General features: G+C 71.6%; 20 protein-coding genes. 10 read left to right on the top strand and 10 right to left on the bottom strand.

The genetic code is table 11. The features are described 5' to 3' along the window. Positions 1–30: 30 nt before the first annotated feature. A complete protein-coding gene (locus tag OG370_RS19230) occupies positions 31–1,668 on the bottom strand; it encodes an alpha-amylase family glycosyl hydrolase (protein ID WP_443060705.1) in 1,638 nt (545 codons plus the stop codon). Between the two features lie 401 nt (positions 1,669–2,069). On the opposite strand from OG370_RS19230, the gene OG370_RS19225 reads away from it, so the two are divergent. Next, positions 2,070–4,169 (top strand): hypothetical protein, encoded by a 2,100-nt coding sequence (locus OG370_RS19225; RefSeq protein ID WP_328465918.1) that lies wholly within the window; start codon positions 2,070–2,072, stop codon positions 4,167–4,169. A gap of 52 nt (positions 4,170–4,221) precedes the next feature. Here the strand turns inward: OG370_RS19225 and OG370_RS19220 are convergent, their stop codons facing one another. Together OG370_RS19220 and OG370_RS19215 are read right to left on the bottom strand one after the other, a co-directional pair. Then, positions 4,222–4,734 carry a DinB family protein gene (locus OG370_RS19220; protein WP_328465916.1) on the bottom strand — a complete coding sequence of 171 codons (513 nt, stop codon included), beginning with the start codon at positions 4,732–4,734 and terminating at the stop codon, positions 4,222–4,224. Between the two features lie 258 nt (positions 4,735–4,992). Then, positions 4,993–7,458 carry an SdrD B-like domain-containing protein gene (locus OG370_RS19215; RefSeq protein ID WP_443060704.1) on the bottom strand — a complete coding sequence of 822 codons (2,466 nt, stop codon included), beginning with the start codon at positions 7,456–7,458 and terminating at the stop codon, positions 4,993–4,995. A 234-nt stretch (positions 7,459–7,692) separates the two neighbouring features. On the opposite strand from OG370_RS19215, the gene OG370_RS19210 reads away from it, so the two are divergent. Continuing rightward, on the top strand, positions 7,693–8,397 hold the full coding sequence (locus tag OG370_RS19210; protein WP_328474226.1) for a hypothetical protein: 705 nt from the start codon (positions 7,693–7,695) through the stop codon (positions 8,395–8,397). A gap of 65 nt (positions 8,398–8,462) precedes the next feature. On the opposite strand, the gene OG370_RS19205 is transcribed toward OG370_RS19210, so the two are convergent. After that, positions 8,463–9,818, bottom strand: coding sequence for a right-handed parallel beta-helix repeat-containing protein (locus OG370_RS19205; protein ID WP_328465914.1), 1,356 nt, complete (start codon positions 9,816–9,818; stop codon positions 8,463–8,465). 88 nt (positions 9,819–9,906) lie between these two features. Between OG370_RS19205 and OG370_RS19200 the strand changes: the two genes are divergently transcribed. Further along, positions 9,907–11,109, top strand: coding sequence for a Dyp-type peroxidase (locus OG370_RS19200; protein ID WP_328465912.1), 1,203 nt, complete (start codon positions 9,907–9,909; stop codon positions 11,107–11,109). A 59-nt stretch (positions 11,110–11,168) separates the two neighbouring features. On the opposite strand, the gene OG370_RS19195 is transcribed toward OG370_RS19200, so the two are convergent. Beyond that, positions 11,169–11,567 (bottom strand): winged helix-turn-helix transcriptional regulator, encoded by a 399-nt coding sequence (locus tag OG370_RS19195; RefSeq protein ID WP_328465910.1) that lies wholly within the window; start codon positions 11,565–11,567, stop codon positions 11,169–11,171. 127 nt (positions 11,568–11,694) lie between these two features. Between OG370_RS19195 and OG370_RS19190 the strand changes: the two genes are divergently transcribed. Beyond that, positions 11,695–12,549 carry an NmrA family NAD(P)-binding protein gene (locus OG370_RS19190; RefSeq protein ID WP_328465908.1) on the top strand — a complete coding sequence of 285 codons (855 nt, stop codon included), beginning with the start codon at positions 11,695–11,697 and terminating at the stop codon, positions 12,547–12,549. Between the two features lie 509 nt (positions 12,550–13,058). Further along, a complete protein-coding gene (locus OG370_RS19185) occupies positions 13,059–13,961 on the top strand; it encodes a hypothetical protein (RefSeq protein WP_328465906.1) in 903 nt (300 codons plus the stop codon). 156 nt (positions 13,962–14,117) lie between these two features. Here the strand turns inward: OG370_RS19185 and OG370_RS19180 are convergent, their stop codons facing one another. After that, complete coding sequence (locus tag OG370_RS19180) at positions 14,118–15,188, bottom strand: polysaccharide deacetylase family protein (protein ID WP_328465904.1); 1,071 nt, start codon at positions 15,186–15,188, stop codon at positions 14,118–14,120. Positions 15,189–15,826: 638 nt separating this feature from the next. Here OG370_RS19180 and fxlM point away from each other — a divergent pair. Continuing rightward, positions 15,827–17,650, top strand: coding sequence for a methyltransferase, FxLD system (fxlM, locus tag OG370_RS19175; RefSeq protein WP_328465902.1), 1,824 nt, complete (start codon positions 15,827–15,829; stop codon positions 17,648–17,650). 213 nt (positions 17,651–17,863) lie between these two features. On the opposite strand, the gene OG370_RS19170 is transcribed toward fxlM, so the two are convergent. After that, complete coding sequence (locus tag OG370_RS19170; protein WP_328465900.1) at positions 17,864–18,112, bottom strand: hypothetical protein; 249 nt, start codon at positions 18,110–18,112, stop codon at positions 17,864–17,866. Between the two features lie 646 nt (positions 18,113–18,758). On the opposite strand from OG370_RS19170, the gene OG370_RS19165 reads away from it, so the two are divergent. Together OG370_RS19165 and OG370_RS19160 are read left to right on the top strand one after the other, a co-directional pair. Further along, positions 18,759–19,043, top strand: a complete 285-nt coding sequence (locus tag OG370_RS19165; protein ID WP_328465898.1) for a hypothetical protein — start codon at positions 18,759–18,761, stop codon at positions 19,041–19,043. Positions 19,044–19,296: 253 nt separating this feature from the next. After that, the gene (locus OG370_RS19160) at positions 19,297–19,731 is read left to right on the top strand and encodes a hypothetical protein (RefSeq protein WP_328465896.1); all 435 of its coding nucleotides are present in this window, start codon (positions 19,297–19,299) and stop codon (positions 19,729–19,731) included. Between the two features lie 46 nt (positions 19,732–19,777). Here OG370_RS19160 and OG370_RS19155 read toward each other — a convergent pair whose 3' ends face one another. Next, positions 19,778–20,155 (bottom strand): hypothetical protein, encoded by a 378-nt coding sequence (locus tag OG370_RS19155; RefSeq protein WP_328465894.1) that lies wholly within the window; start codon positions 20,153–20,155, stop codon positions 19,778–19,780. Between the two features lie 70 nt (positions 20,156–20,225). Here OG370_RS19155 and OG370_RS19150 point away from each other — a divergent pair, with 70 nt between their 5' ends. Then, positions 20,226–20,741: a hypothetical protein gene (locus tag OG370_RS19150; RefSeq protein WP_328465892.1), complete on the top strand. Its 516-nt coding sequence runs from the start codon at positions 20,226–20,228 to the stop codon at positions 20,739–20,741. A gap of 127 nt (positions 20,742–20,868) precedes the next feature. Here the strand turns inward: OG370_RS19150 and OG370_RS19145 are convergent, their stop codons facing one another. Beyond that, positions 20,869–22,035 (bottom strand): DNA gyrase subunit B, encoded by a 1,167-nt coding sequence (locus OG370_RS19145; RefSeq protein ID WP_328465890.1) that lies wholly within the window; start codon positions 22,033–22,035, stop codon positions 20,869–20,871. Positions 22,036–22,557: 522 nt separating this feature from the next. Between OG370_RS19145 and OG370_RS19140 the strand changes: the two genes are divergently transcribed. Then, positions 22,558–23,121, top strand: a complete 564-nt coding sequence (locus tag OG370_RS19140) for a GNAT family N-acetyltransferase (protein ID WP_328465888.1) — start codon at positions 22,558–22,560, stop codon at positions 23,119–23,121. 213 nt (positions 23,122–23,334) lie between these two features. Here OG370_RS19140 and OG370_RS19135 read toward each other — a convergent pair whose 3' ends face one another. Next, the gene (locus tag OG370_RS19135) at positions 23,335–23,712 is read right to left on the bottom strand and encodes a hypothetical protein (protein WP_328465886.1); all 378 of its coding nucleotides are present in this window, start codon (positions 23,710–23,712) and stop codon (positions 23,335–23,337) included. Between the last annotated feature and the right edge of the window lie 121 nt (positions 23,713–23,833).

The following is a 23,833-nucleotide window of genomic DNA, read 5'->3' as shown; positions in this document are numbered from 1 at the left end:
CGGACGCCGACTCCCCTTTCCCCGCGGCCCTCAGACGTTCAGGACCGTGTCCGGGGCGAGTTCGTAGACGCCGTAGGAGAACCCCGCGGCCTGGATGCCGGACGCGGTCACGTCGACGCCGTGGACGGCGAGCGGGCGGGGGGCGGGGCCGGTGGCGGGCCACGGGGCCGTCGCGGGCTCGCGGCGCCCGTTGATCACCACGAGGTGGCGGTCGCCGCGCAGGTAGACGAAGGGGTAGTCGCGGTGCAGCACCCGTACCGTGCCGCCGGTGCCGAGGGCGGGCGTCGCCTTGCGCAGCGCGATCAGCCGCTGGACGTGGTGCAGCAGGGAGCCGTCGTCGGCCCGGGCGGCGGCCACCGTGGGCCGCTGCTCGTCGGGGTCGACGGGCAGGTAGAGCCGGTCCTGGGGCGCGGTGGAGAAGCCGGCGTTCGCGGAGCCGTCCCACTGCATCGGGGTACGGGACCCCTGGCGCGCCTCGCCGTCGAGCTGGCTGCCTTCCTTGTCCGGCAGCCCGGGGACGTACCGCATGCCGATCTCGTCGCCGTAGTAGATGACCGGCAGCGACGGCCAGGTGAGCAGGAAGGCGAAGGCGGGCGCGACCATGTCGCGGGTGCGGGGGCCGCAGGTCAGCCGGGAGAAGTCGTGGTTGGCGGTGGGCAGGGCGACGTGGCCGACGCCGTCGATCGCCTCGTCGGCCTCGCGCCAGGCGGCCAGGAAGGTGCTCATCGTGCCCCGGCCCTCGGGGTCGAAGTAGCAGGGCCGGCCGTCGGCCCACCCGCCCTGGCTGCCGGTGCCGTTGTCCCACAGGGAGCGCAGCGCCTGCCCGGTGAAGTGCAGGAAGAAGTCCGCGTGGAACCCGGCCGGTACGGCGGTCTTGGGGTCGCCCCACTCGGAGAGCAGGATGCACCCGGGGTGGGTCCGGTCGATCCACTCCCGCATCTCCGCCCAGAGCCGGCCGGTCTCCACGAGCCCGGGGTCGTCCTTGACCAGCGAGGCGGCCATGTCGACGCGGAAGCCGGAGACACCGCGGTCGAACCAGTACCCCATGATCTCCCGCAGCGCGGCGCGGTTGGCCTGGGGGCCCTCCGCGCTCACCGGCTGCCGCCACGGCTCGGCCGGGTCCATCCGGGCGTAGCCGAAGTTCAGGGCGGGCTGGATGGGATAGAAGTTCGCGAGGTAGTAGCCGCCGCGCGTCGCGTGGTTGGGAATCCAGCCGCGCACCGGGGAGGCGAGGCGGTCGGACCAGATGTAGCGGTGGTCGTCCGGGTTCTCGACGGCCTCCAGGAACCAGGGGTGCTGGTGCGAGGTGTGCCCGGGGACGAGGTCGAGCATGATCCGCATCCCGCGCTCGCGGGCGGCCTCGATCAGCGCGTCGGCGTCCTCGTTGGTGCCGTAACGGGGGTCGACGGTGAGGTAGTCGGTGATGTCGTAGCCGCCGTCACCGAAGGGCGAGGCGAAGCAGGGGCTGAGCCAGAGCGTGTCGACGCCGAGCCAGGCCAGGTGGTCCAGCCGTTCCCGCACCCCGCGCAGGTCGCCGATGCCGTCGCCGTCGGAGTCGGCGAAGGTCGCCGGATAGATCTGGTAGAGCACGGCATCGGCGAGCCAGGGCGGTGGGTTCCGATGCGCGCCCTCGGATGCGTTGTCACTGCGTTGTCCGTTGAACCGCACGGGAGCCCTTTCGTCGAAGGCTGCGATTGTACGACCGTATGTAAGCGCATACAAGCGAGTGCGGGGCGCCTGACCTGCGGCGGTCCGGCGGCGCCCCGACCGTGGAACGGACGGCCCGCTCCGTGTCGGACGGCCCGCGCTGCTCCGTGTCGGGCGGCCCGGCTGCGTACGGTACGGCTCGCCCGGATGTTCACCAGGAGTTCGACCGTACGCCCCGGTCGCGAACCGGCGGGCCGCCATAGGGTCCACGGGGCGACAGGAGATCGTCAGGAGTGGCGGCGCGCGGACACGGGCGCACGCCGGGGGACGCGCCGACGACCACGGGGGCCGGGGGGTCGGGCCTGACGGCGCACACACCGTATGTCGATGCCTCACCGCATCGCGTCTTTGGGGGGCTCCACTTGAGAGTTCGTACCCGCCGCGGCCTCGCGGCGATCACCTCGGCCGCCTCGCTGGCGGCCGGCATCCTCGGTGCGACCGCACCGCGGGCCGGGGCGATGCCGATCGCCGCGGGGACCGGCCGGATCTCGATCGTCGACAGCTCCGGCGTGAACACCGCCGAGGCCGACGGCAACGAGGCCGCCGAAGTACCGCACCTGCCCAACACCGCGGGGTTGTCCGCCAACTGGTCCCCGGACGGCAGCCGTCTGGTGGCCGGCGGCCAGGACCCGACCCGGCTCACCAGCACCCGCCTGGTCGGCGACGCCTCGCACGTCACCACCGAGTGGCCGCAGAGCGCGTCCGGCGGCACCCAGTACACCGACGCCGCCTTCTGGTTGGACGGCAGCGACATCGTCACCAGCACCGGCCGGGAGCTGTTCTACGGCCCGTCCGACGCGTCGATCGGCCAGCAGCCGCTGCTCACCGGTGCGAACCAGCCGCCGGCCGGGACCTGCGACGCCCACCCGAGCGCGAGCATCCTCGGTCCGCTCGCCTTCGAGCGCACCACCTGCGGGGCGTCCGGTGCGGACATCTGGACGCTCGACCCGGACACGAACGCCGTGCAGCGGATCGTCACCGACGGCGCCGACCCCGCCTTCTCCGCGGACGGCAGCCAGTTGGCCTTCACCCGGGTCGTCGACGGCGTCAGCCAGGTCTTCACGGCCGCCGCCGACGGCACCGGCGAGAAGCAGATCACCACCGACGCGGTGAACCACTTCGACCCGGCCTGGGACCCGGCCGGCGGGCGGATCGCCTACGGTGCCTCCGCCTCGTCGTCCGGTACGACCGCCACCTCGACCAAGATCATCTCTCTGAGCGACGGCATCGTCGCCAACTTCAGCTCCTTCGGCACCAAGCCGGCCTGGCAACCGGTCCGCAACAACACCCTGGACCGGGTGTACGGCACCGGGGGCATCACCATCGACCAGGCCGCGTCCCGCTTCACCTTCGACACCACCGGCGCGGCCCACGTACCCGGCCTGATCACCGCGCACTCGGCGGTCCTGGTCAACAAGACCAACGCCACCTACGCCACCCCCGCGATCTCGCTGGCCGCGGAGAAGCAGGGCCCGATCGTGTTGACGGCCGGCGGCTCGCTGGACGCCACGGCCAGTGCCGAACTCAAGCGCACGCTCCCCAAGGGCAGCACGGTCTACCTGGAGGGCAACACCTCGCAGTTGAGTTCCACGGTGTCCTCCCAGATCAGCGCGCTCGGCTACACCGCGCTGCGGATGGACGGCGCCGACCTGGCGTCGGTCTCCGCCCGGACCGCCACGCAGATCACCAAGAAGCCCGATTGGGTGTTCGTCGCCGACGGCATGGACTACCACGACCCGGTCTCGGCCTCCACCGCGGCCGGCGCGCTCGGCTACCACGGACTCGGCGTGGTGCTGCTGGTCAAGGGCACGACCATTCCCGCCGCCGTCAAGACGTACCTCGACTCGCTGGACCCGGACACCACCGGGCTGGTGTCGGTGGGCGCCAACGCCAGGACGGCGCTGGAGAACACGCCGCTGGCCGAGCAGTGGCAGTTCTACGACGTCAGCGGCACTTCGTACGAGCAGACCGCGGTCAACCTGGCGAACTTCTGGTGGACCGCGCCCAACATCGCCACCGTGGACGGGGGTTCGACCTGGTCCAACGCGGTGACCGGCAACGCGGTGACGGCCGTCTACGGCCCGACCCTGTGGTCGGGCGCGGACGCGCTGTCCTCGCTGACCTCCGGCTACCTCACCAAGGAGTCCGCGAGCATCCAGGAGGTGGCGACCTTCGGCGGCAACGACGCGTACGCGCCCGCCGCCCGCGCCGGCATCGGCGACGCGATCGGCATCAGCAGCGCGCAGCTGACCACCGTGTGGTGGGCCGGCGGCGCCGCCCCGGCCGCGGCTGCCGGCGGCACGTCGTCGAAGACCCTCACGAAGGCGCTGCCGACCGTCCACGGCCCCGCGTCCGAGGCGTCGGCCGCCGGCCGTCCGTCGCTGACCGTGCAGACCCGCGGCGCCCACCTGCCCGCGCCGAACGACCGCACGCTGCCCGCGAAGGACGACCGCACCCGCTGAACCGCCTCACGACTCCCGGTGGGCCCGGCCGCGACACCCGGGCCCACCGGGGCTATGCCTTTCCGTACGGATTGCCGCCGAGCCGGGTGCGGCCGTCGATCAGTTCGCGTACCGCGTCCAAGTGGCCGCTGTGGCAGGTGACTTCGGTGAGCACGTGGATCACGATGTGCCGGACGTCAGGCAGCCGCCAGGTCGGCCAGATCTCCACCGGCCAGGCGGCGGGCTCCTGTTCGGGCACGGCGGTGGCGAGCACGGCGTCCGCGCGCGCGATCGCCGCCCGGTAGTCGGCGAGGGCCTCCTCGGCGCTCATGCCCTCGGGGACGTACCAGTGCGTCTCGGCGCCCGTCGTGAGCTGTGCGGCCACGTCCGGCTCTCCGGCGATCACCCCCGGGAACCAGAAGCGTTCGACATCCACGGTGAGGTGGCGAAGCAGTTCCAGGCAGCTCCAGCCGCTCGGCAGCACCGGCCGCCGCAGGTCCTCCGCCGAGAGCCCTTCGAGGTTCCCGGCGATGTGCTCGCGCTGCTGGTCGAGGGCGCCCTTGAGGGCCGTGAGTTCGGCGTTCACCGGGCGGCCCACAGGGGGTCCGGGTGCCGTGCGGGCAGCACCCGGGGCAGCACCCCCACCGGCTCGCCTGTCGTGCTCGTCATCCGCGCGCCTCCGTCGACCGCAGAGTGTGAACCTGCCTACACCGTTGACGCTACCGCGGGGGTACGACAACTCCGGCCCGAGACTCCTGCCCGATCGCGTACGCGTACGCGTACGCGGACATGGCGGCGGGGCGGTGCGTGGTGCACCGCCCCGCCTGTGGGGTACGTACGGCTGTCAGTGGTGGCCGGCGTGTCGCCTTCGGCTCACGTAGGCCATCACCGCACCCGAACAGACCAGCAGGGCGACGACCGCGAGGATCTCCGCGAAGCCGGACAGGCCGGTGGCGGCGAGGGAGCCCGAACTCGGACTGCTTGAAGCCGAGTTGGTGGGCGCCGAGCCGTGTGTCGGAGCGGATGTGGGGGACGAGGACGTCGGCGGCGGCGAGGTCGGCGGCGTCTTCTTCGGGATGTAGACACCCGCGTCGATCGTGTGGTCCACGCCTCCCGCCTGCGCGGGAGCCGTGACGGGTGCGGTGCCGTCGCACAACCGGCCGGTGGTCGGCGGGACCACGTTGGAGTCGTGCGCCCGGTCCTTGCCGGCCAGCGGGAGCGTGAAGCGCAGCTTGTCCGCCCCCGGTGTGCCCGGCACGTCGCTGGTGTCCGCGGTGCACACGTCGAACTCCACCGTGTACTTCGCGCCCGGTGTCAGCTGGTAGTCGGCGCCGACCCCGCCGAAGTAGTACTCGCCGTCGGCGTCGGTCGTGGTCGTGGCGACCTGCTTGCCGTGGGCGTCGAGCAGGTTGATCGTCGCGCCCGGCAGCAGCACCTGCCCGGCGTCCTGGATGCCGTTGTGGTCGCCGTCGTACCAGACCACGTTGCCGATCTGGATCGGCGCGTTCGCCGCGGCGTACGCGATGTCGCCGAGGCCGCCGGCCTTGCCGAAGCCGTTCTGCTCCTGGCCGACGAACTGGTACGCGTTGGTGGAGGTGCCGTTGCCCGGGCCCTGGCCGGTGGCGAGGTCGTGGTAACCCGTCCCGTCGGTCTCGACGTTGACCGTCGGGTCGAACTCCGTGCTGACGACCGACGGCTCCCGCGGGATGTGGGCCACGGCGCCCAGCGCGGTCTCCTGGTGGCCGCCGGAGAAGAAGTCACCCGGGAAGTACTCGACGACGGAGCCGGGTTCGTTGTCGTCGTTGGCGGGGGTGGCGTTGTTGGGGCAGTCGCCGGTGCCCTCCCACGCGTACCCACCGGTGGGATCGGCGCAGGCCATGTTGATGTCGCCGCCGGACATGCCGAACTCCGGCGTGTTGTTCCCCGGGCGGGGGTCCAGCCCGTTCGCGCCGAGGACGTCCATGAACCGGTCGCGGAAGCCCAGCACCATCGACCCGTCGTTGGCGAAGGCGAGCCCGGACAGCTCCGGCTGCGGGTCGATGAAGGTGGTGCCCGACGCAGCCCGCTGGTCCCACGTCGCGATGCTGGTGTCCCACGGGTTCCAGTGGGTGGCCTGGTCGGTGTTGCCGATACCGGTGAAGACGGTCCCGCGCTCGAAGCCGAGCGGCTGGGTCAGCACGGTGTCGAACCCCTTGCCGTCGTACGTGGAGACGACGGCCTTCAGGTCGGAGCGCGCCTTCGTGCTCTCCGCGTCGCACACGCCGCCGACGTACAGCTTGTTGTCGTGGACGGCGAGGGCGAACGGCCGCCAGTCGCCGGACGCCGCGCAGCCCGGGTCCGGGATCGGCACCGTGGCCTTGGGCGCCGAAGCGGTCGACCCCGTCGCGTCGAAGCTCACCAGAGTGCGGGTGAGCAGGTTCACCGCGTACAGCGTCGAGCCGTCCTCCGACAGGGCCACCCCGCCGATGCTCTCCTTGCCCGGGGCCTCGGTGAACCCGGGGTCCTTGATCATGTCGCCGGTGTCGTGCGCTGTCACGGCGGCGCCGGGCACCGTCGCGAACAGCTTCGCGTCCCCGCCGTCGACCGGGACGGTGTAGATCGCGCCGCCGCCGTCCGGCCCGTACGGGGCGTAGCGGCGGGCGAACGCGCTCTGGAACAGCCGCCCGCGGTAGCGGTCGTACGCCAGCCCGAACGTGGTGCCCACCTCGGCCTGGGTGTCCAGGGCGGTCGGGCACGACGCGTCGGTGGGGCACGTGCCCCGCACGTCCGTGCCGAACGCCACCAGCGCCCGGGTGTCGGTTCCCTTGCCACCGCTCTGGATCGGTACGTAGTACCGCGAGTCCGGCAGCGTGTAGTCGGCCGCGTCCCAGACGCCGGTGATCACCGAGGCGTCCTTGCCGCCCGAGACGTCGACGAAACTGGTGAAGCTGTCGAAGTGGTTCTCCGCGGTCGAGGCGGGCGCGGCCCGCAGATATCCGCTGTACGGCGCGGGGACGGTGACGTCGACGCGGTAGCGGCCGCCGGTCAGCTCGGCCGACGGCGGTACCACGACCTTGCCGGTCGCGTCCGTGGTGCCGGTGACGTGGTGGCCGGCGGCATCGGTGACATCGACCTTCATGCCCCGCTGCGGCACGTCCGTGGTGGCGTTGATCACGCCGGTGCCGAAGAAGTCCCTCAACACCTCGACGGTCAGGGTGCCGTCGGAGGTCGACGCGCCGGCTTGTCCGGCGCTCGTCACGACCGTGCCGGTGGCGGCGCCCATCAGGAGAAGCCCTGAGAGCCCCACTCGCACCAGCCTGTGTAATGGCATGGCTTTCCCTTGTTCGGACCACGTCGGCGCCGACCGCCGACGCCGACACAGCAAGCTCGGTCGCCACGGTATAAGTTGACGGAGCGTCATGCACCGGAAACACAAAGTTTCGGCGGGTCCTGCCCAGGAGACCTGTTAGCATCGCGCCGCGTGAGAATCACGAAGGGTCTCCCGCGGCGCGCGGCGGGCAGCCGCCGCCCCCGGCGCACGCGGTTACGCTGGGCGGCCGCCGCCCTGGTCCTCGCGGCTGCCGCGGCAACCGCGTTCGTACTCGTCGGCGGCAGCGGTGGCGGCTCCACCGGCCGGCGCGCCCTGACCTCGGACGAGGCGAACCGTCTGGCGATCACCCGGTTCCGCAACTACCAGGCCGGCGGCCGCGCGGTGACGATCACCGTGCCGAGCACCGGCGGCGGTCTGGTCGTCAGCGGGTCCATCGACTACCGCGCCGAGATCGGTTACGGGGTGGTCCGCGGCAGCGGGCGGGACACCTCCAGCGACGGGCTGGTCGAGTGGACGGCCGGCACGGTGCTCGTCCACCCGATGGCGAACGCCCCGGCCACCGCGCCGGCGTCGCCGCCCTCCTCCGGCTGGTACGGCCGTCCGCTGACGAACGCCGGCAGTTCCCTGGACAGCGCGCTGGCCATCGCGCTCAGCCTCGGCAGCGACCGCCCGGACAACGCCGAACTGCTGCCGCAGAACGGCGCCGCGCGGGTCGGCGAGGGCACGGTGCACGGCCACCAGGTGGTCGTCATGACCGGTCCGAAATCCGGCTCCGGGCAAGGGACTTCGGGCAGTGTGCGCTACTGGGTCGGCGCGGACGGGACCATGTACCGGGTACGGGCCGGCGTGGCCTCCGAACCGGAACCGGTGGTCATCGACTTCGACACCCAGAAGTACGTAGCGGTCCGGCCGCTGCCGGGAGCCACGCCGAAGCCGTGACCGGAATCCCGGCTCCTGGTGGCTCCCCGGCGTATGACGTCAAGTGCGCATCTGCGTAGGCCCGTTCACGAGGTCTGCACCCGGGCGCCGGTCGCGAGCAGCGACGGCGACGGCAGCGGGACGTCCGCGGTGTCCGGCAGCGCGGGAACGGCCGGCACGACGGTGGCCCCGGTGGTGGTGGCGTTCGGGAACTGCGGCTGCGGGCCGGGCGCGGCCACGTCGGTGAACGGGATGCCGGCGGGCGCCTGCGGCCTGGTCCAACTGCCCGACGGCGTGGCCGAGTCGGTCCGCACCGGGCAGGACGCGGTCGCCGCGATCCGCGCGGGCGTGGTGGTGTGGAGGACGTTGCCCCGCAGGCAGTTGTCCTTCCCCCGCGTGGCGTTGGGGAACGTCCAGCCGACGTCCACGCCGTTGGCGCTGAACGTGTTGTCCGTGATCTGGTTGCCGTCCGGCTGCAGGTCGGCGGTCGCGGTGATCACGAACCCGGCGTCGGCGTTGCCGCTGATCCGGTTGCGGACGAACCGGTTGCCGCTGCCGCCGTCCACCCCGACGCCGATTCCCCAGCCCCCGTCGGCCTGTTCGGGAGTGCGCGGCTGCTGGTTGTCCGCGATCAGGTTGCCGGCGATCACGGCGCCGCGCTGCGGGAGCAGCTTCTCCTGGTGGTCGGAGTCGGTGGTCAGACCGACGCGGTTGCCGGCGAGGCGGTTGCCCACCACGTACATGTCGCCGCTGGCGTTGGTGCCCTCGTAGCCGACCGCGTTGAGTTCGGCGACGTTGTCCCGTACGACGATCCCGCACGGCTTGCACTGCCCGACGTAGATCCCGGAGTCGGCTCCGCCCGAGGCGTAGGAGTGCTCGATCACCCCGTTCTGCGCGGAGAACGCGTAGATGCCGTAGAGCCCGTTGCGGGTCGCGGTCACGTACGAGACCAGGAACGCCTTCAGGAAGTGGACGGGCTCGTCGCCGGTGTCGTAGCCGCCGCTCTGCCCGGGCAGCCCGGCGACCGCCGCCGCGGAACCGGTGACCAGCACCCCGTTCTGGGTGTTGTTCTCCACGGTGAGGTTCTCCACGGCCACCCCGGGCGCGGCGACGACGACGCCGTTGGGCTGCCGCAACCGCCCGTCGATGACGACCTTCTGCCGGGACTCGCCGCGCAGCGTGACGCGAGAGGTGTCGATCCGCACGGACTCGTGGTAGACGCCCGCGGCGACCAGCACCAGGTCGCCGGGCCGGGCCAGGGACACCGCGGCCGAGATGGTCGGGGCGTCGGCGGGCACGCGGATCGTCACGTGCGTGCCGCTGGGCCGCCGCCCCTTGGCCGCTCCGTCATCGCCATGGCCGCCACCGCCGCTGCCGCAGCCGGCCAGGAGCGCCAGCGCGACCAGTAACGCAGCCGTCACGCGAAGTGCTGATCGAGGCATGGGCACAGTCTGGCACGGCGGTGAAATCCCCGCGGGAATTGGGGAGTTGAGCGGTGTACGGGGATGCGGGTATGGCACGCTGCACATCATGCGCACGCCCGATCACCACCCGTCACGTCGCAGGTTCCTGGACGCGACCGGTGCCATGGTGGCCTTCGGTCTCGCCGCGGGGTGCACCGCGGATTCCTCCGCGTCCGACTCCGCCAAGTCGCACTCGGGCGGGCCGGGTTCGGCCTCCTCGGGTGCGCCCGGCCCCGCCTCGGCGGCCTCGCCCGCGCCGGTTCCGCCGACGGGTGCGCACCAGGCGGGCATCACCCTCCCGCAGCCGGCCCAGAGCAACCTGCTCGCCGTGGTGGCCGACCTGACCGCCTCGGCGGACGCCGGCCCGCTGCTGGCCGAACTCGGCACGACCGTAAGGGCGCTCGCCGACGGGTCCGACGCCCGGCTGCTCGGTCTGCCGCCCGGCGATCTCACCGTGACGATCGGGGTGGGCCCCCGGCTGGTCCGGATGGCCGGCCGGTCGCTGCCCGGCACCACCGACCTCCCACGGTTCTCCCGCGAGCGGATCGCCGCCCAGGCACGCGGCGGTGACCTGCTGATACAGGTCTGCGCGAGCGACGCCCTCGTACCACCGGTCGTCGCCACCGCGCTTCTGGACCAAGCCGGTGACCGCCTCCGCGAACGCTGGCGCCAGTCCGCCCACCGCGGCCCGAACATCGCCGTGGACAAGGCCCTCACCGCACCGCGCAACCTGCTCGGTTTCATCGACGGCATCGTGGGCCCGCACACGACCGCCGCGCAGGACCGCCACCTGTGGCTGGCCGGACCGGCCCCGGTCGCGGGCGGCACCATCGCCGTGGTGCGGCGGATGGAACTCGATCTGGCGCGGTTCGCCGCGCTGTCCGTCGCCGAGCAGGAAGCGGTCTTCGGCCGGCGCCGGGCCACCGGCGACCCGCTGTCCGGCGGCACCATCACCGCGGACCCGTCCCTCGGCGCCAAGACCCCCGACGGCCGCTATCTCATCCCGGCCGACGCCCACGTACGCCGCGCCAACGCCAACGCCGTGGGCGCCGGCCTCATGCTCCGCCGCTCCTACAGCACCGACTCACCCGCGGCCGGCCTGCTCTTCATCAGCTTCCAGAACGACATCCGGACCTTCACCAGCACCCTGACCCACATGGACGACTCCGACGCGCTGCTGGGCTTCACCACCACGACCGCGAGCGCGACCTTCCTGATCCTCCCCGGCTTCGACTCCCGCCGCCCGCTGGGTTCCCCGCTCTTCCCCTGACCCCGTCACCGCCGTGGTCGCGGCGCTCGGCCGCGCCTCGCCCGGGTGGCTCCGGGTGGCTAATGCTTCGCGCGGCCGTCGTACTCCTCACGGGCGGCGAGGACGTCCTCGATGTACCGCACCGACCACTCGGTGAGCGCCTTCAGGGGACCTCGCAGCGTCTCGCCGAGCGGCGTCAACGCGTACTCCACCCGCGGCGGCACCTCCGGGTACACGGTCCGCAGGACCAGTCCGTCGCGCTCCAGGGTGCGCAGCGTCTGGGTGAGCATCTTCTCGCTCACTCCCGCGAGCCGCTGCCGCAGCTGGGTGAACCGGCACGCACCGTGCCTGCCGAGTTCGCCCAGCACGAGCACCGCCCACTTGCTGCCGATCTGGTCGAGCACGTCACGCGAAGGGCAGCCGCGCGCGTACGGGTCCCAGGACGGTATGGGCTCGCTCACATCCTCGGCGGTCGTCACCCCGCTCACCTCGATCCTTTCCTCCGGGTGGCCACCTTACCCGGAAGTGGCTCCTTACCAAAGGAGAGTGACCAGGTCACGCTGGATTTCGTGCCGCGGGAGGCCCGCGGCAGGAAAGGACTTCACCATGTCGATCGTCGTCACCGGAGCCGCCGGACGGCTGGGCCGGCTCACCGTCGAAGCACTGCTGGCGCGCGGGGTGCCGGCCTCGGACATCGTCGCGACCAGCCGGGACGTCGCCAGGATCAAGGACCTCGCCGACCGCGGCGTCGTGGCGCGCCGGGCCGACTTCGCCGAGCCGGACAGCCTCGCCGCGGCCTTCGCGGGTGCGGACAAGCTGCTGCTGATCTCGACCACGACCGTGGACGAGCGGGTCGCCAACCACCGCCGCGCCATCGACGCCGCGGTGGCGGCGGGCGTGACCCTGGTCGCGTACACCAGCATGCTGCGCGCCGACACCTCCACCACCGCGCTGTCCGCCACCCACCACGCCACCGAGGAGTACCTGCGCGAGCGCGTCCCGAGCGTGATGCTGCGCAACGGCTGGTACCTGGAGAACTACACCGCCCAACTCCCGCTGGTACTGCGCGAGTCAGCCGTCATCGGTGCGGCCGGCCGGGGCCGGATCAGCGCCGCGACCCGCGCCGACTACGCTGCCGCCGCCGCGGTCGTGCTGACCGCCGAGGGCCATGCCGGCAATGTCTACGAGCTGGGCGGCGACGAGGCGTTCACGCTGGCGGAGCTCGCCGAGGCGATCTCGGCGGCGACCGGGCGGCCGATCACGTACACCGACCTCCCGGCCGACGCCTTCGCCCAGGCGCTGACCGCCGCCGGCGTGCCCGCCGAACTGGCGGACGTCCTCGTCGACGCCGATCTCGCCATGGGCCGCGGCGAGTTGTTCACCGACTCCGGCGACCTGCGGCGCCTGCTCGGGCGCCCGACCGTGCCGTTGACCGAGGCGATCGCGGACGCGCTGCGCTGACGAGGCGTGTTGACGTGGTGCGTTGACCCCGAGCGGCGCGCTCTCGCACCACCGCGTAAGAACGGCAGGACCGGTGCCCGGATTCCCCGCGGCTGACCGCGCGCAGGTTCGTACGGAGGGGCAGGCTCGGGACCCGGGCTCGACCGGTGAGGCGCACCGGGTTCGCGGCACGCCCCTCGCCCACGGTCACCGCCCCTCCTGGGAAGGCGAGTTCGTGGTGAACGGTTCCGAGCGCCGTGCCTGGCCCCGACGCGCCCAGCCCCGCCGGGGCGCGGTGGAACGGGTGCCGGTCGCCACCTGACCCTTTGTCAAGAAACGGGAAAGCACCCACCAAACCCCACCCACCCCCGGCGTTCACCCGTACGGGTGACGGAATGTCCGAATAACCGATCGGGCGGGTAGGGTCGGCCGCATCAATCCCGGACACAAGTCCGGACATAAGTACGGCCCCCGGCAGGACGGCAATCCTGATCGAGGGCCTGACCACCAAGGAAGAGAACGACTTCCCGATGGCTGACCCCCAGTCTATCGCGGCCCCGCCCGCGTACCAGATCCCCGACGACGCGCCCCGCTCCGGAGTGCTGCACGTCCGGCACCGGCACACCGACCGCTTCACCGTGATCGGCAACCACCTCGCCCAGCATCCCCGGCTGTCCGCCGTCGCGATCGGGCTCGCCGTACACATCCAGTCGCTGCCCGACGGCGCCTCGGTCACCGTCAAGGCGCTCACCCTGCGCTTCCCCGAGGGCGAGATCACCGTCCGCCGCGCGCTGAACGAACTCGAAGCGGCGGGCTACCTCGAACGCCGCCGGGTCCCGCTCGGCGGCGGCCGGTTCGCGACCCGCACTCTTGCGTACGACCGTCCCGGAGCCGTGCCTCCGGCTCGGGAGCCCGCGGCCCCGCCGCGTCAACCGCCCCCGGTCGTACCCGTATCGGCACCCGTATCACCACCCGTACCCGTACCCGTACCCGTACCCGTGGCGCCGTGCGAGCGGAGCCCGCGTTCGGACGGCGTGCCCGCAGTGGGGACCGCGACGGGCCCGGCGGCCGATCTGCTCGCCCGGCTCCGTCTGGCGGACCCCCGACTCCTGCTCTCCGTACGGGAGATCGCGCGCCTGGCGCCACAGGTCGACACCTGGTTGGACCGCGCGGCGAGCCCCGCCCAGATCACCCGTACCCTGACCGCCGGGCTGCCCTCCGCGCCCATCCACCACCCCGCCCGCTTACTCGAACACCGCCTCGCCACTCACCTCCCACCTCCGCTCCCGGCCGATCCGGCTCCCACCGCCCGCCCGGCCCCCCTCACCACCTGCGACGGCTGCGACCGCGCCTTCCGTACCCACGACCCCACCGCGCTGTGCGCCGACTGCCGCACGGACGCGGTGGAGTCGGCCCCCCAAGCCGCCGCGTAGCCCCGCTGCCGGCCACCGCCCCCACCGCCCCCACGGCGGCGCCCCCTGCAAGGACGCCGCCGCCCGGGCCGAACTGCCGCTGCTGCCTGCCGAACCGCCGGACGTCGATCCTGCCGTCGTCCTGGGTGCCCTCCCCCTCGCGTGACGGTGGAGGGCTCAGGAGGCTTGGCAGGAAACGGTGGGCCAGGTCCAGGTGCCGTTGGTCTGGATCGTCACGCCCCAGTTGTTGCCGCTGCCGTTGGGAGTGGCGGTGAGCACCTGGCTGCTGGGCCAGGTCGCGTTGACGTTCCAGGTCGCGATGATCTTCTCGGGGGAGGGGACGTTCATGGTGACGGTCCAGCTGCTGGAACCGCTGACCGACACATTGAGGTTGTACCGGTCGGACCACTGCTCTCCGGCGGAAAGCGTCGCGGTGCAACTGCCCCCGCCCGTACCGCCGGTCGAACCGCCGGTCGTACCGCTGGTGGTGCCGCCGGTCGTTCCTCCCGTGCCGCCCGTGCTGCCGCTCCCGCTGTCGGGGGCGACGGCGCGGCCGGTCTGCGGGGAGATCATGCCGGCGCACAGGCCCTTGCCCGCCAGCATCTGCGCGATCCGCGGGATCGCGGCCAGCGTGTTGGCCGGCCACTCGTGCATCAGGATGACCTGGCCGTTGGTGAGTTGGGAGTTGGCCTGCACGATGGCGTCGGTGCTCGCGCCGTTCCAGTCCTGCGAGTCGACGTCCCAGATGATCTCGGTCAGGCCGTACTTGGCCTCGACCGCCTTCAGGGTGGCGTTGGTCTCGCCGTAGGGCGGCCGGAACAGTTTCGGGGTGCCGCCGCCACCGGCGGCGATCGCCTGCTGGGTGCGGGAGAGTTCCGAGTCGATCTGCGACTGGCTCTCCTGGATCAGGTGCGGGTGGGTGTAGCTGTGGTTGCCCACCCACATTCCGGCGTCGATCTCGGCCTGGACCTGGGCCGGATACGCGGCGGCGTACTGGCCCTCGTTGAACATCGTGGCCCGCAGCCCGTTCTGCTTGAGGGCGTTGAGGATGGCGGGGGTGTGGTCGTTGGACGGCCCGTCGTCGAAGGTCAGCCCGACGTAGCCGTTGCAGGTGGCGGCGTTCGACGGGGCCGCGCCGACGCCGAGGGCGAAGGCGCTCGCCACGGCCAGTCCGAGGGCCGCCAGAACGGTGACCAGGGCGCGTGTCGTCGGGTGGGGTCCGGTGTTCAGGTGGGGTCTGGTGCTCATGGGACGCGTCGATCGGGCCGAGGCGAGGTTCATGAGGGCGCTTCCTCCTGATCAAGGGTGGGGGGAAGGCAGCGTGAGTGGACGCTGCGCGGGTCACCGGTGGTGGACGAGCGGTGTGACGACCGCGCGGTGGTGTGCCGCGCGGCGACCCGAGCGCGACCGAGCGCCGTGCGCTCGGCGGTCGGAGAGCCGGGGTGGGGAGGTGACCCGAGCCGGCGAGTGGGGTCCGCCGACGGCGAACAGTGTTGGCCAACCCTCAAGCGCTGTCAACACTTTCGGCGCTGCCGACGAATGATTCGGGAGAGCTGGAGTACCTTCTCCCCTCTGACTCCGCAGGCCAGACGGTTGATGCTCCAGATCCTCCCAACCTTCTGTCGTTCAAGGTGAGATGGTCGACCGATCAGCGACGACTCGCTTCGAAAGTTTCGAACTCTTCCCGGGCGCCGGGTAGGAGGGCCGCGGCCACCGCTTCCCACCCGCGACGCGACCCGCGCGGCGCCACCCGGCACTCCTCCCGCGGCCGAAACCACGTGCCCGGTAGCCCAGTTAGGCAGATCATGGGAGACGGCACGCAGGACGACCGGGATGGCCACCGCGCACGCGAACGGGGCCGCCAGCATCTTGAAGGTGCCGAGCAGGTGGTGCTGTCCGAGCGAATTCCCGCTCCCGGCACCGGAGATCGGGCCCTGGCGGTGGGCGGCGAACCGGACGGCCCGTCCTCCCCGCAGGCGCTGACCGCGGCGTACGCGGTCGTCACCGACTCAAGTGGACGGATTCTGCTGGGCCGTTCGCCGCGCGGTAGCTGGGAGTTGGCCGGGGGGAAGAACCGCGGATCGGAGTCGTTCGAGGAAGCGGCCGTCCGCGAACTGGCCGAGCGGACCGGCCTGCGGGCCGACCCCGCGCACGCCCAGCTGCTGGCGATGGTGACCGACGACGCCCACGGAGTGCCCCGGCTGACCGCCGTGGTCCGCGTCACCACCTGGTCCGGAACGCTCGCGCGCCTCGAACCGTATGACTCCACGCGAGGGGAATGGGAGTGGCACGAGCCGCACACCCTGTCCGGCATCGGGCCGCTCTCCGCGCCGGCCGTCCACGCGCTCGACACGGTCTGGCCCGGCATCCTGCCCGGCCTGGACCCGGCCCACCCGCCCCACCGCTACCCGCACGCCGTCGCGGCCGTCCCCGTACCGGGAGAACCCTCGGCCGCCGTCCGGCTGCGCGACGCGCTCGTCGACTCGATCGTCGCCGACGGATGCGTGCGTACGCCGCTGGTGGAGGCCGCGTTCCGCACGGTCCCCCGCCACCGCTACGCGCCCGAAGTCCCCCTGGAGACCGCGTACGACGCCAACCTGGCCGTGGTGACCCGCCGGGACGGCGACGGGCGGGCGATCAGTTCCGTCAGCGCGGCCTGGCTGCACGCCGACATGATCGAGAACGCCCGGCTCGCACCCGGCATGCGGGTCCTCGAGATCGGCTCCGGCGGCTACAAGGCGTCCCTGCTCGCGGAGATCGTCGGCCCCACGGGGACGGTCGTCAGCCTCGACATCGACCCGTACGTCATCCGCCGCGCGAGCCGGTTCACCGACGAGGCGGGCTACGGCCGGGTGCGACTCCTCCTCGGCGACGGCGCACTCGGCGCACCCGAGCACCACGTGCCGCGAACCGGCTTCGACGCGATCTTCCTCACCCACAACTGCTGGGACCTCGCGCCCGCGTGGACCGCTCAACTCGCCCAGGGCGGCCACCTGGTCGTCCCGCTCGAAGTCGGCGGCTACACCCGGGCGATCGCCTTCCAACGGCAAGGCGACACGCTGGTCGCCCAGGGTTTCACGGTCTGCGGCTTCGTACGCGACCAGGGCATCGGCGGCCGGCAGACACCCGTCGTACAACTGGTCTCCGGAAAAGTCCAGTTGCGGTTCGAGGACGGCGAACCCGGCGACACCGCCCGGCTGGACGCCGCCTTGACGATGCCGCGCCTGGACACGCCGACCGGGGTCACCATCGAGTCCGGCGTCCCCTTCGCCACGCTTCAGCTCTTCCTCGCCACCACCGTGCAGGGGTTCTGCCGGCTGTCCCTCACCCGAGGTCCCGACGACCCCGACACCGCGCACCTCGAACTGCCGAGCGGCACCGACGCCGCCGCGGTCACGCAAGGCGACTCCCTCGCGTACCTGACCCACGTCAAGATCCGCGAGACGAACCAGGAGCCGACCCATGATTCTCGCCAAGAGGCCCAGTCCGTATGGGAGTTCGGCGTCCACGCCTTCGGCCCGCGCGCCCGGGCCCTGTCCGATCTGCTGGCGGACCGGGTGCGCGCGTGGGACCGCGACGTACGGTACGGCCCCGGCCCCCGTCTGACCGTCCACCCCGCCGACACCCCCGACGCCGAACTGCCCACCGGCCACGTGCTGCGCAAGCCGCGGAGCTGCCTGGTCTTCGACTGGTCACCACGCCGCCCCTGACCGCGCGCCCGTGGAAGTCGGTATCCTGCGCCGTGGACGATGCGAGCCCGGACGCGATCACCCGTGCCGCCCGGCGAGCCGAGCTCCGTCCGGCGGCGTGTGTCCTCGACGAGGTCTGCGGAGAGGCTTCGCGAACGACGTGGAGAGGCGCGCAGAGGCAGTGGCCCGCTGCCGGACGGGGCGCGTTCGGCAGCGGGGCCAGTGAGTAGTGCCTTACTTCCGGATGCGGATGGCCCCTCCCAAGGAACCGGCGCGGATCAGTGCGATGCCCGTTTCCTGGTGGCCGGTCAGGGAGAGGACCGCACCGGTGGTGCAGAGGGCCGCGGACAACCCGACCGTGGTCCAGGCCAGGGTGTTCTGTGCACGTGTGCGGTCCGGGGAGCCCTGTTCCGGCGCGTGCGGCTCGCTCGGAGCGGCTTCGTGGGACTGCGGGTCATTCGAATGGGTGTCAGTGGTGCTCATGGCGAGTCCTTGTTGTCGTGCATGCCGGACGGCATACGGTGGATTTGGGTGAGCAGACTCTGGAGGAGTCGGTGGTTAGCGGCGCAAGTCCCCTGATCGGGCGAGCGACGCCCAGCCGGGCGCCGAGGGGAACCGCAAGGAGGGAAGGGCGTCGCTGCGCGTTCTCCCGAAGCCGGGGAGTCGCTGTGTGACTCCCTGAGCATGTCTGCTGCGCCGCGCCCGTTCGGGGCTGCTGACCTGCGTCTTTGTGAGCCCCCGGCGTGAACCGGTTGCGCGGCGCTGCCCCGAGCAGGTTTTCGGTACGGCTGGGAGCAGCTCGACCTTCACCGGTGCGCATGCTGCCCAACCGCTGCCCTAGGCGCGCAAGTCCGCCGCCTGCCGTCCCTGGAGGACCAGGAGCAATCCGTGCAACCGGAGTGACCAGCGACTTACTCCCGAGGACGACGCCGGGCGGCAGTCGGAGTCGGCCCGGTTCGAAACGCAACTCCGCGACAACCAGACCGCGCAGACCGCCGACGGAGTCCTGCACGCGCTGCTCTTCTGGGAGCGACAGGGCGGTCACGTCGCCTACGGCCGTGCGAGCGAGACGAGTTGCTTCCCCACGGCCCGGCTCGCCGGCACTCCCGGTATCCGTACGACGTGGCCGTTGGGGATCTACCCGGTGTCCGGCACGGTCGAGGTCGTCTTCCAGTACCTGAAGCGCCGCCCGCCCTTCGACGACGAACCCCTGCGGTGCGAGCTGCTCGACCGCCTCAACGCCATCGACGGCATCGGCCTGGCCGAAGCCAAGCTGGACCTGCGCCCGTCCTTCCCGCTGGAGGTCTTCGCCGAGCACAGCGATGAACTGTGCGCGGTGCTGGAGTGGTTCGCGCACAGGGTCGCGCAGGCCAACCGCCGTCACGTGACCGGGGAGGGCGCGGATTCCCTCTGACCCCTGCCTCAATCGGCACGCGTGGGCGACGCTGCTCCAGGTCCCGCGCGTGCCGTGACGCGTCGGAGAAGGCCAATCAGTCGCGCCGGTGAACGGTGCCAGGAACGGGCTCGGCCTTCCGTGCCAGGAGATCCGTAGCGTGTCGCGGGCCGGGGACCGACGCGATCAGCCGCCGTGAAGTGGCCTTCTTCAGCCTTGCGGGCTGAGCCGCGGCAAGGACTCCCGCGGGTCGGAGAGCCCGGACAATGACTCCATGCGCGAGCGTGGTGGGGACACGATGGTGTGGCGAGTGCATCCTCGGTTGCTGCTCTGGGCCGGGGTGTTCTGGACACTCGCGGTGCTGTCCGTGCTGGGTGCCTGGCTGGCGTGGGGGCTTGATCGGACCGAGGGGAATGTCGTGCAGGCCGCTGTGGCGACGGTTCTTGTCGCGGCGGTCTCCTCGGTCTGGGGGCTGGTTCTGCTTCGGCCACGGGTGGAACTCCGCGGCGGGACGGTGGTGATCGTCAATCCGCTGGCCACGTACCGGCTGCGCCGCGAGGACGTCGTCGCGGTGACCGACGGGCTGCATGGGGCGGCGGTCTTCCACCGCGGGGATGGCTTCAAGACCCGCGCGGTCGCCTTGGGCGAGGCGTCCGCCGGCATCAGGGACGAGCGACTTACCGACGTCCGTAGGGCGCTTGGGCTATGAAGCTGCCAGAGAGCCTGGCGGGTTCATCGGGGCAGCCCCGGGACAGCTACTCATCGTCCTCGAGCCGCTGGAGGATCTGCTCGAAGTCGCCTTCGTCGAGTACACCGCTGATCGCCCGCGTCATGTTGTCGATGCCCGACTCGCGGACGATGAGCCCGTCCGAGCACCAGAAGTAGCGGCCACCCGCCTCCTCGCCGGTCTCGGCCCACCTCTCCATCAGGCGCTGCACCTCGGCGAGGGTGAACACGGTCGCGCTCCACCGCGACCCGTCCATCAGCCGAACTTCGACATCGACGTTGCAGACGGCGGCCAAGTCCTCGCCGGCGTTGGGCAGGAAGGACGCCACGAACCTTTCCGTACGGACCCGATACCAAGGCTCATCCCACCAGCCTTCTGGTGCCTTGGAAGTCGGGTCGATGGTCATCGCGCCAGTATCCCGGGCTGAGCACGCGATCCCCAGGTCTTCGTCAACGCCCCCGGGATAGCGTGCTTCCGTGACCGAGCTGGATCTCGTGGGCCTGACGTTCGTGAACTTCCGGGACCACGTGTTCCCGGAAGGCAGCACCCACGGCTTTCGGTGGGTCGACCTGAAGTCCTTCCGCTTTCAGCGCGGCAGCCAGGACGCGGAACTGCTGGCAGCCGTCATCGCCCACGAGCAGTTCCGCGACGACTACGCGGGCGGCGGCGTCGACCCGGACGGCACCCGTCACGGTCCCTACTGGCTTTGCTCGGTCAGCCCTGACGGGTACCAGCCCGTCAGTTGCACCGTCGCCACGCAGACGCTGCGGCGCTGGGCGCGTCAGCACGGCGAGCTCCCGGACTCGCTGCGCGACGCACTCGGTGCGGCGCTGTTCACCGTGGTGAACTCGGCCGGCCGGCTCTACCGCCTCCGCGACCTCGGCAGCACGTGCTTCCATGACTGGGGTGGAGTGCACATCGACTTCCACGAGTTCATCGCCATCGACGATGAGCGGCAGTTGCTGACTCTCCTCGTCGCGGCCGACGACTGATCGATGTGGGCCCACCCTCGTGAACGTCATGACTCGGTCGACGTTGCCTTCCAGCCGCCGACTGCCGAGATTCACCGACTGCGGGCCCGCCCCGTTCCCTGGGCTCGGTGAGGTGGTCTGCTGCGGGTCAACTCCCGGGGGTGCCCGGGACGATCCGGTCGACGACGGCTGCGGCCTGCTCCGGGTGGCTCTCCAGCCAGTCGCCGAGATGCTCCTGAACGGCTTCCGCGACGCAGGGACGCACCGTGGGATTCCCCAGAGTGCCCCGCGTGGCGCCTTCGAAGAAGGGCTGGTCCAGCTTCAGCGACACGATCGCCGTCAGGCCCTCGCAGATCTGCTCGGTACGGAGGTCGGTGTGTGCTGCCGGCAGCAGTCGCCGCTCGCGCGCGTAGGCGTTGACCGCGTTCGCCACCCCGTCGCGGGAGCCGAGCACGTGCGTGCCGCCCTCGCGGGTGGGAAGGCTGTTGACGAAGCCGTGGACCCGCTCTTCGCGGGAGGTGCACCACCGTAGGGCCACCTCCGCGGTCCCTTCCATCCGCTGGTCCTCCCACTCGAAGCCGATGACGTCCGGGTGGACCGGTGATTCCTCCGGCGTGTCGAGGAAGGCGACGAAGTCCTGTGCCCCGCCCGGGGATTGGAACCGTACCGACCGGGGCTCGCCCAGGTGGCGCGCGTCGGTCAGCGAGATGACCAGGCGCCGGTTCAGGAAGGCCAGTTCCCTGAAGCGTTCCGCCAGCACCGCGAACGAGCACTCGGCGGTCTCGAAGATGTCGGGGTCGGGCCAGAAGGTGAGGGTGGTCCCGCCGTCCGCCGCCGGTCCCACGGCAGTGGGCGGGGCAACGGGAACGCCGTGCGTGTACTTCTGGACCCAGCCGGTCCCCTCCCGCCGCACTTCGGCCGTCAGGCGGCTCGACAGGGCGTTGGGGATGCAGAGACCGAGGACTGTCGGGCCCAAGGCAGCGGTGTTGCGGCCGACCGGCCTCCATTCGGTGGGCATGCGCGTCAGCAGGGCTTCGAGGCCGGGGCCATCGGTGTGCCCGGCTGCCTCGACGGGAACCCCCGGCCCGTCGTCGGCGACCCTTACGCCGCTGTCCGTCATGAGGGTGACGTCGACGGAACCGGCGCGGCCGGCCAGCACCTCGTTCACCGCCCGGCCCACGACCTCGAACACTGTGTTGTGCAGGCCGCGTTCGCTGGTCGAGCCGACGTACATCCCGGGCCGCTTCCGAATGGCCTCCCACCCGTGCAGCACCGTGATGTGCGTCGCGTCGTAGCTGTTGGTGTCCTCACTCACGAGGTCCCCCTCCGACCGTTTCCAACCGAGTCACCAGGCTAGGTGAGTTGCGGGAAAATGCCAGTTCAGGGGTGGTTTGGTGTGCTCATGGATGCGCGCGTGCGCACCTTCCGCGCTCCGGCCCGCACAAGGACCGCCGGCCGCGGTCACAACGCTTCTGGTCCCCGGCCGAGGGCGCGTAGGACCCCTTTGCCGCGAACCCGGGACCTCTGATTTCAGGTTCTCATCTGCATGCACCGCTATCGATCTGAGTCGCTGCCGAGGACGGTTTCATGGCGGATTCAGGGCCCGTGGAGAGGTGAGGTCAGGCTCTTGTGGCGGACGGCGGGGCTGGTCGGTTGCCGTCGAGGGCTGCACGGACCGGGAGTCGGCCGCGGGCGGCGGTACGGGCCGCTCGTTCACGGCGTCGGGTGGGGCGCCGAAAGGATCAACTGCCGTAGCCAGCCTGCGGTAGTAGCCGAAGGCGGTTGAGGACAGGCGGCGGGCCCTTCGGCACTCCGTCCTCTGCGTAGGGTCTCCGGTATGGCGATCAACGTGCGCAGGTCCCGCCCCGAAGATCACGCTTCGATCCTGGCCCTGATGGACGAGGCCCGGGGAGTAGGGCTCAGCGATGAGGAACGGGCGCGTCGGGGCTTCGTGCAGGGCCAGTTGACGGAGGACCTCCTCGCCCGTTTCCAGGACGGCCCGGGCATTTTCGTCGCCGACGCGGGCGGGGAGCTCGCCGGGTTCGCGATCACGAGCGAGCCGGGCGGACTGCCCCCGCAGCACCCGGCCGCGGCAGCCGTCACGGCAGTCACGAAGGCGGCGGACGGGCGTGACCTGGGCAGGCTCTTCCTTTACGGCCCCGTCGCGGTCGACGCACGCTTCCAAGGGCGAGGTGTGCTGACGCAACTGCTCACGGCGCTCAGCCGCGCCCTGAAGGACGACTTCGACCTCGCTGTCGCGTTCGTCGAGATGACCAACGAGCGCTCCCTGGCGGTGCACCGGCACTACGGAATGACGGAAGCCGCCCACTTCGAGGTCGGCGGACGCACGTACGCGGCCTTCACTTTCGCGCCAACCGCCTTCGCGCAAGCGCGCTCCTGACGCGCGGTGCACCGCAACCCGGGTCCAGGTTCCCGGGAAGAACCCACTGACCGTTCTCCCCTCCATCGGGCCCCGACACCGGAGCAGGGGGGTGGCGGACCGGCCGAGGACCTCAACTCCCCGTTCCCCAGCAGCGGTGGCGGGCGCCGAACGCACCCCGTCGCCCCGACGACGGATCAGGGGGTGACGCTCAAGCCGCCCAGCCCGCTGCCGTCAGCCGATCCAACGGGCCGCGGCCTCGTAGGTCGTGTCCGGGCTGCTGTTGAACGCGATGGCCGCGTCGGGGGCGTGCCGCCGAACCAGGTTGATGATCCGCTCCAGGAGCTCGACCTGGTCGTCCGAGTGCCGCAGGCCACCGCCGACGGTGACGCACTCCCACGGATGGGCTCGCAGCGCATTCGCGACGACCACGTCGACGTCGTCACTTCCGTCAAGGCCGATCATGCAACTCGCCACGCCCACGCCGTGTTCGGCGAACTTGGCCAGCCCCGCCTCGACCGCCCTGGCGGCCGGCTCGGGATTCCACGGCCCGGGCACCCGATACGGATCAAGCCCGATGACGAGGACGCGGGGTGTACCAGCGGTGTCCACGTCCGGACGATACGCGTCGAACGCCCCGCGCATCAGGAGGCGATGCCGCAACGGCTCCGGTGTCACGGAACGGTGTCACGGAACGGCGGGGAGCGCCGGCATCACCGATCCTCGTCGGCCG

This window comes from Streptomyces sp. NBC_00448 (assembly GCF_036014115.1).
Taxonomy (GTDB): domain Bacteria; phylum Actinomycetota; class Actinomycetes; order Streptomycetales; family Streptomycetaceae; genus Actinacidiphila.
Note: the sequence above shows the minus strand (reverse complement) of the source record. Positions and strands in the feature narration are given on the sequence as shown.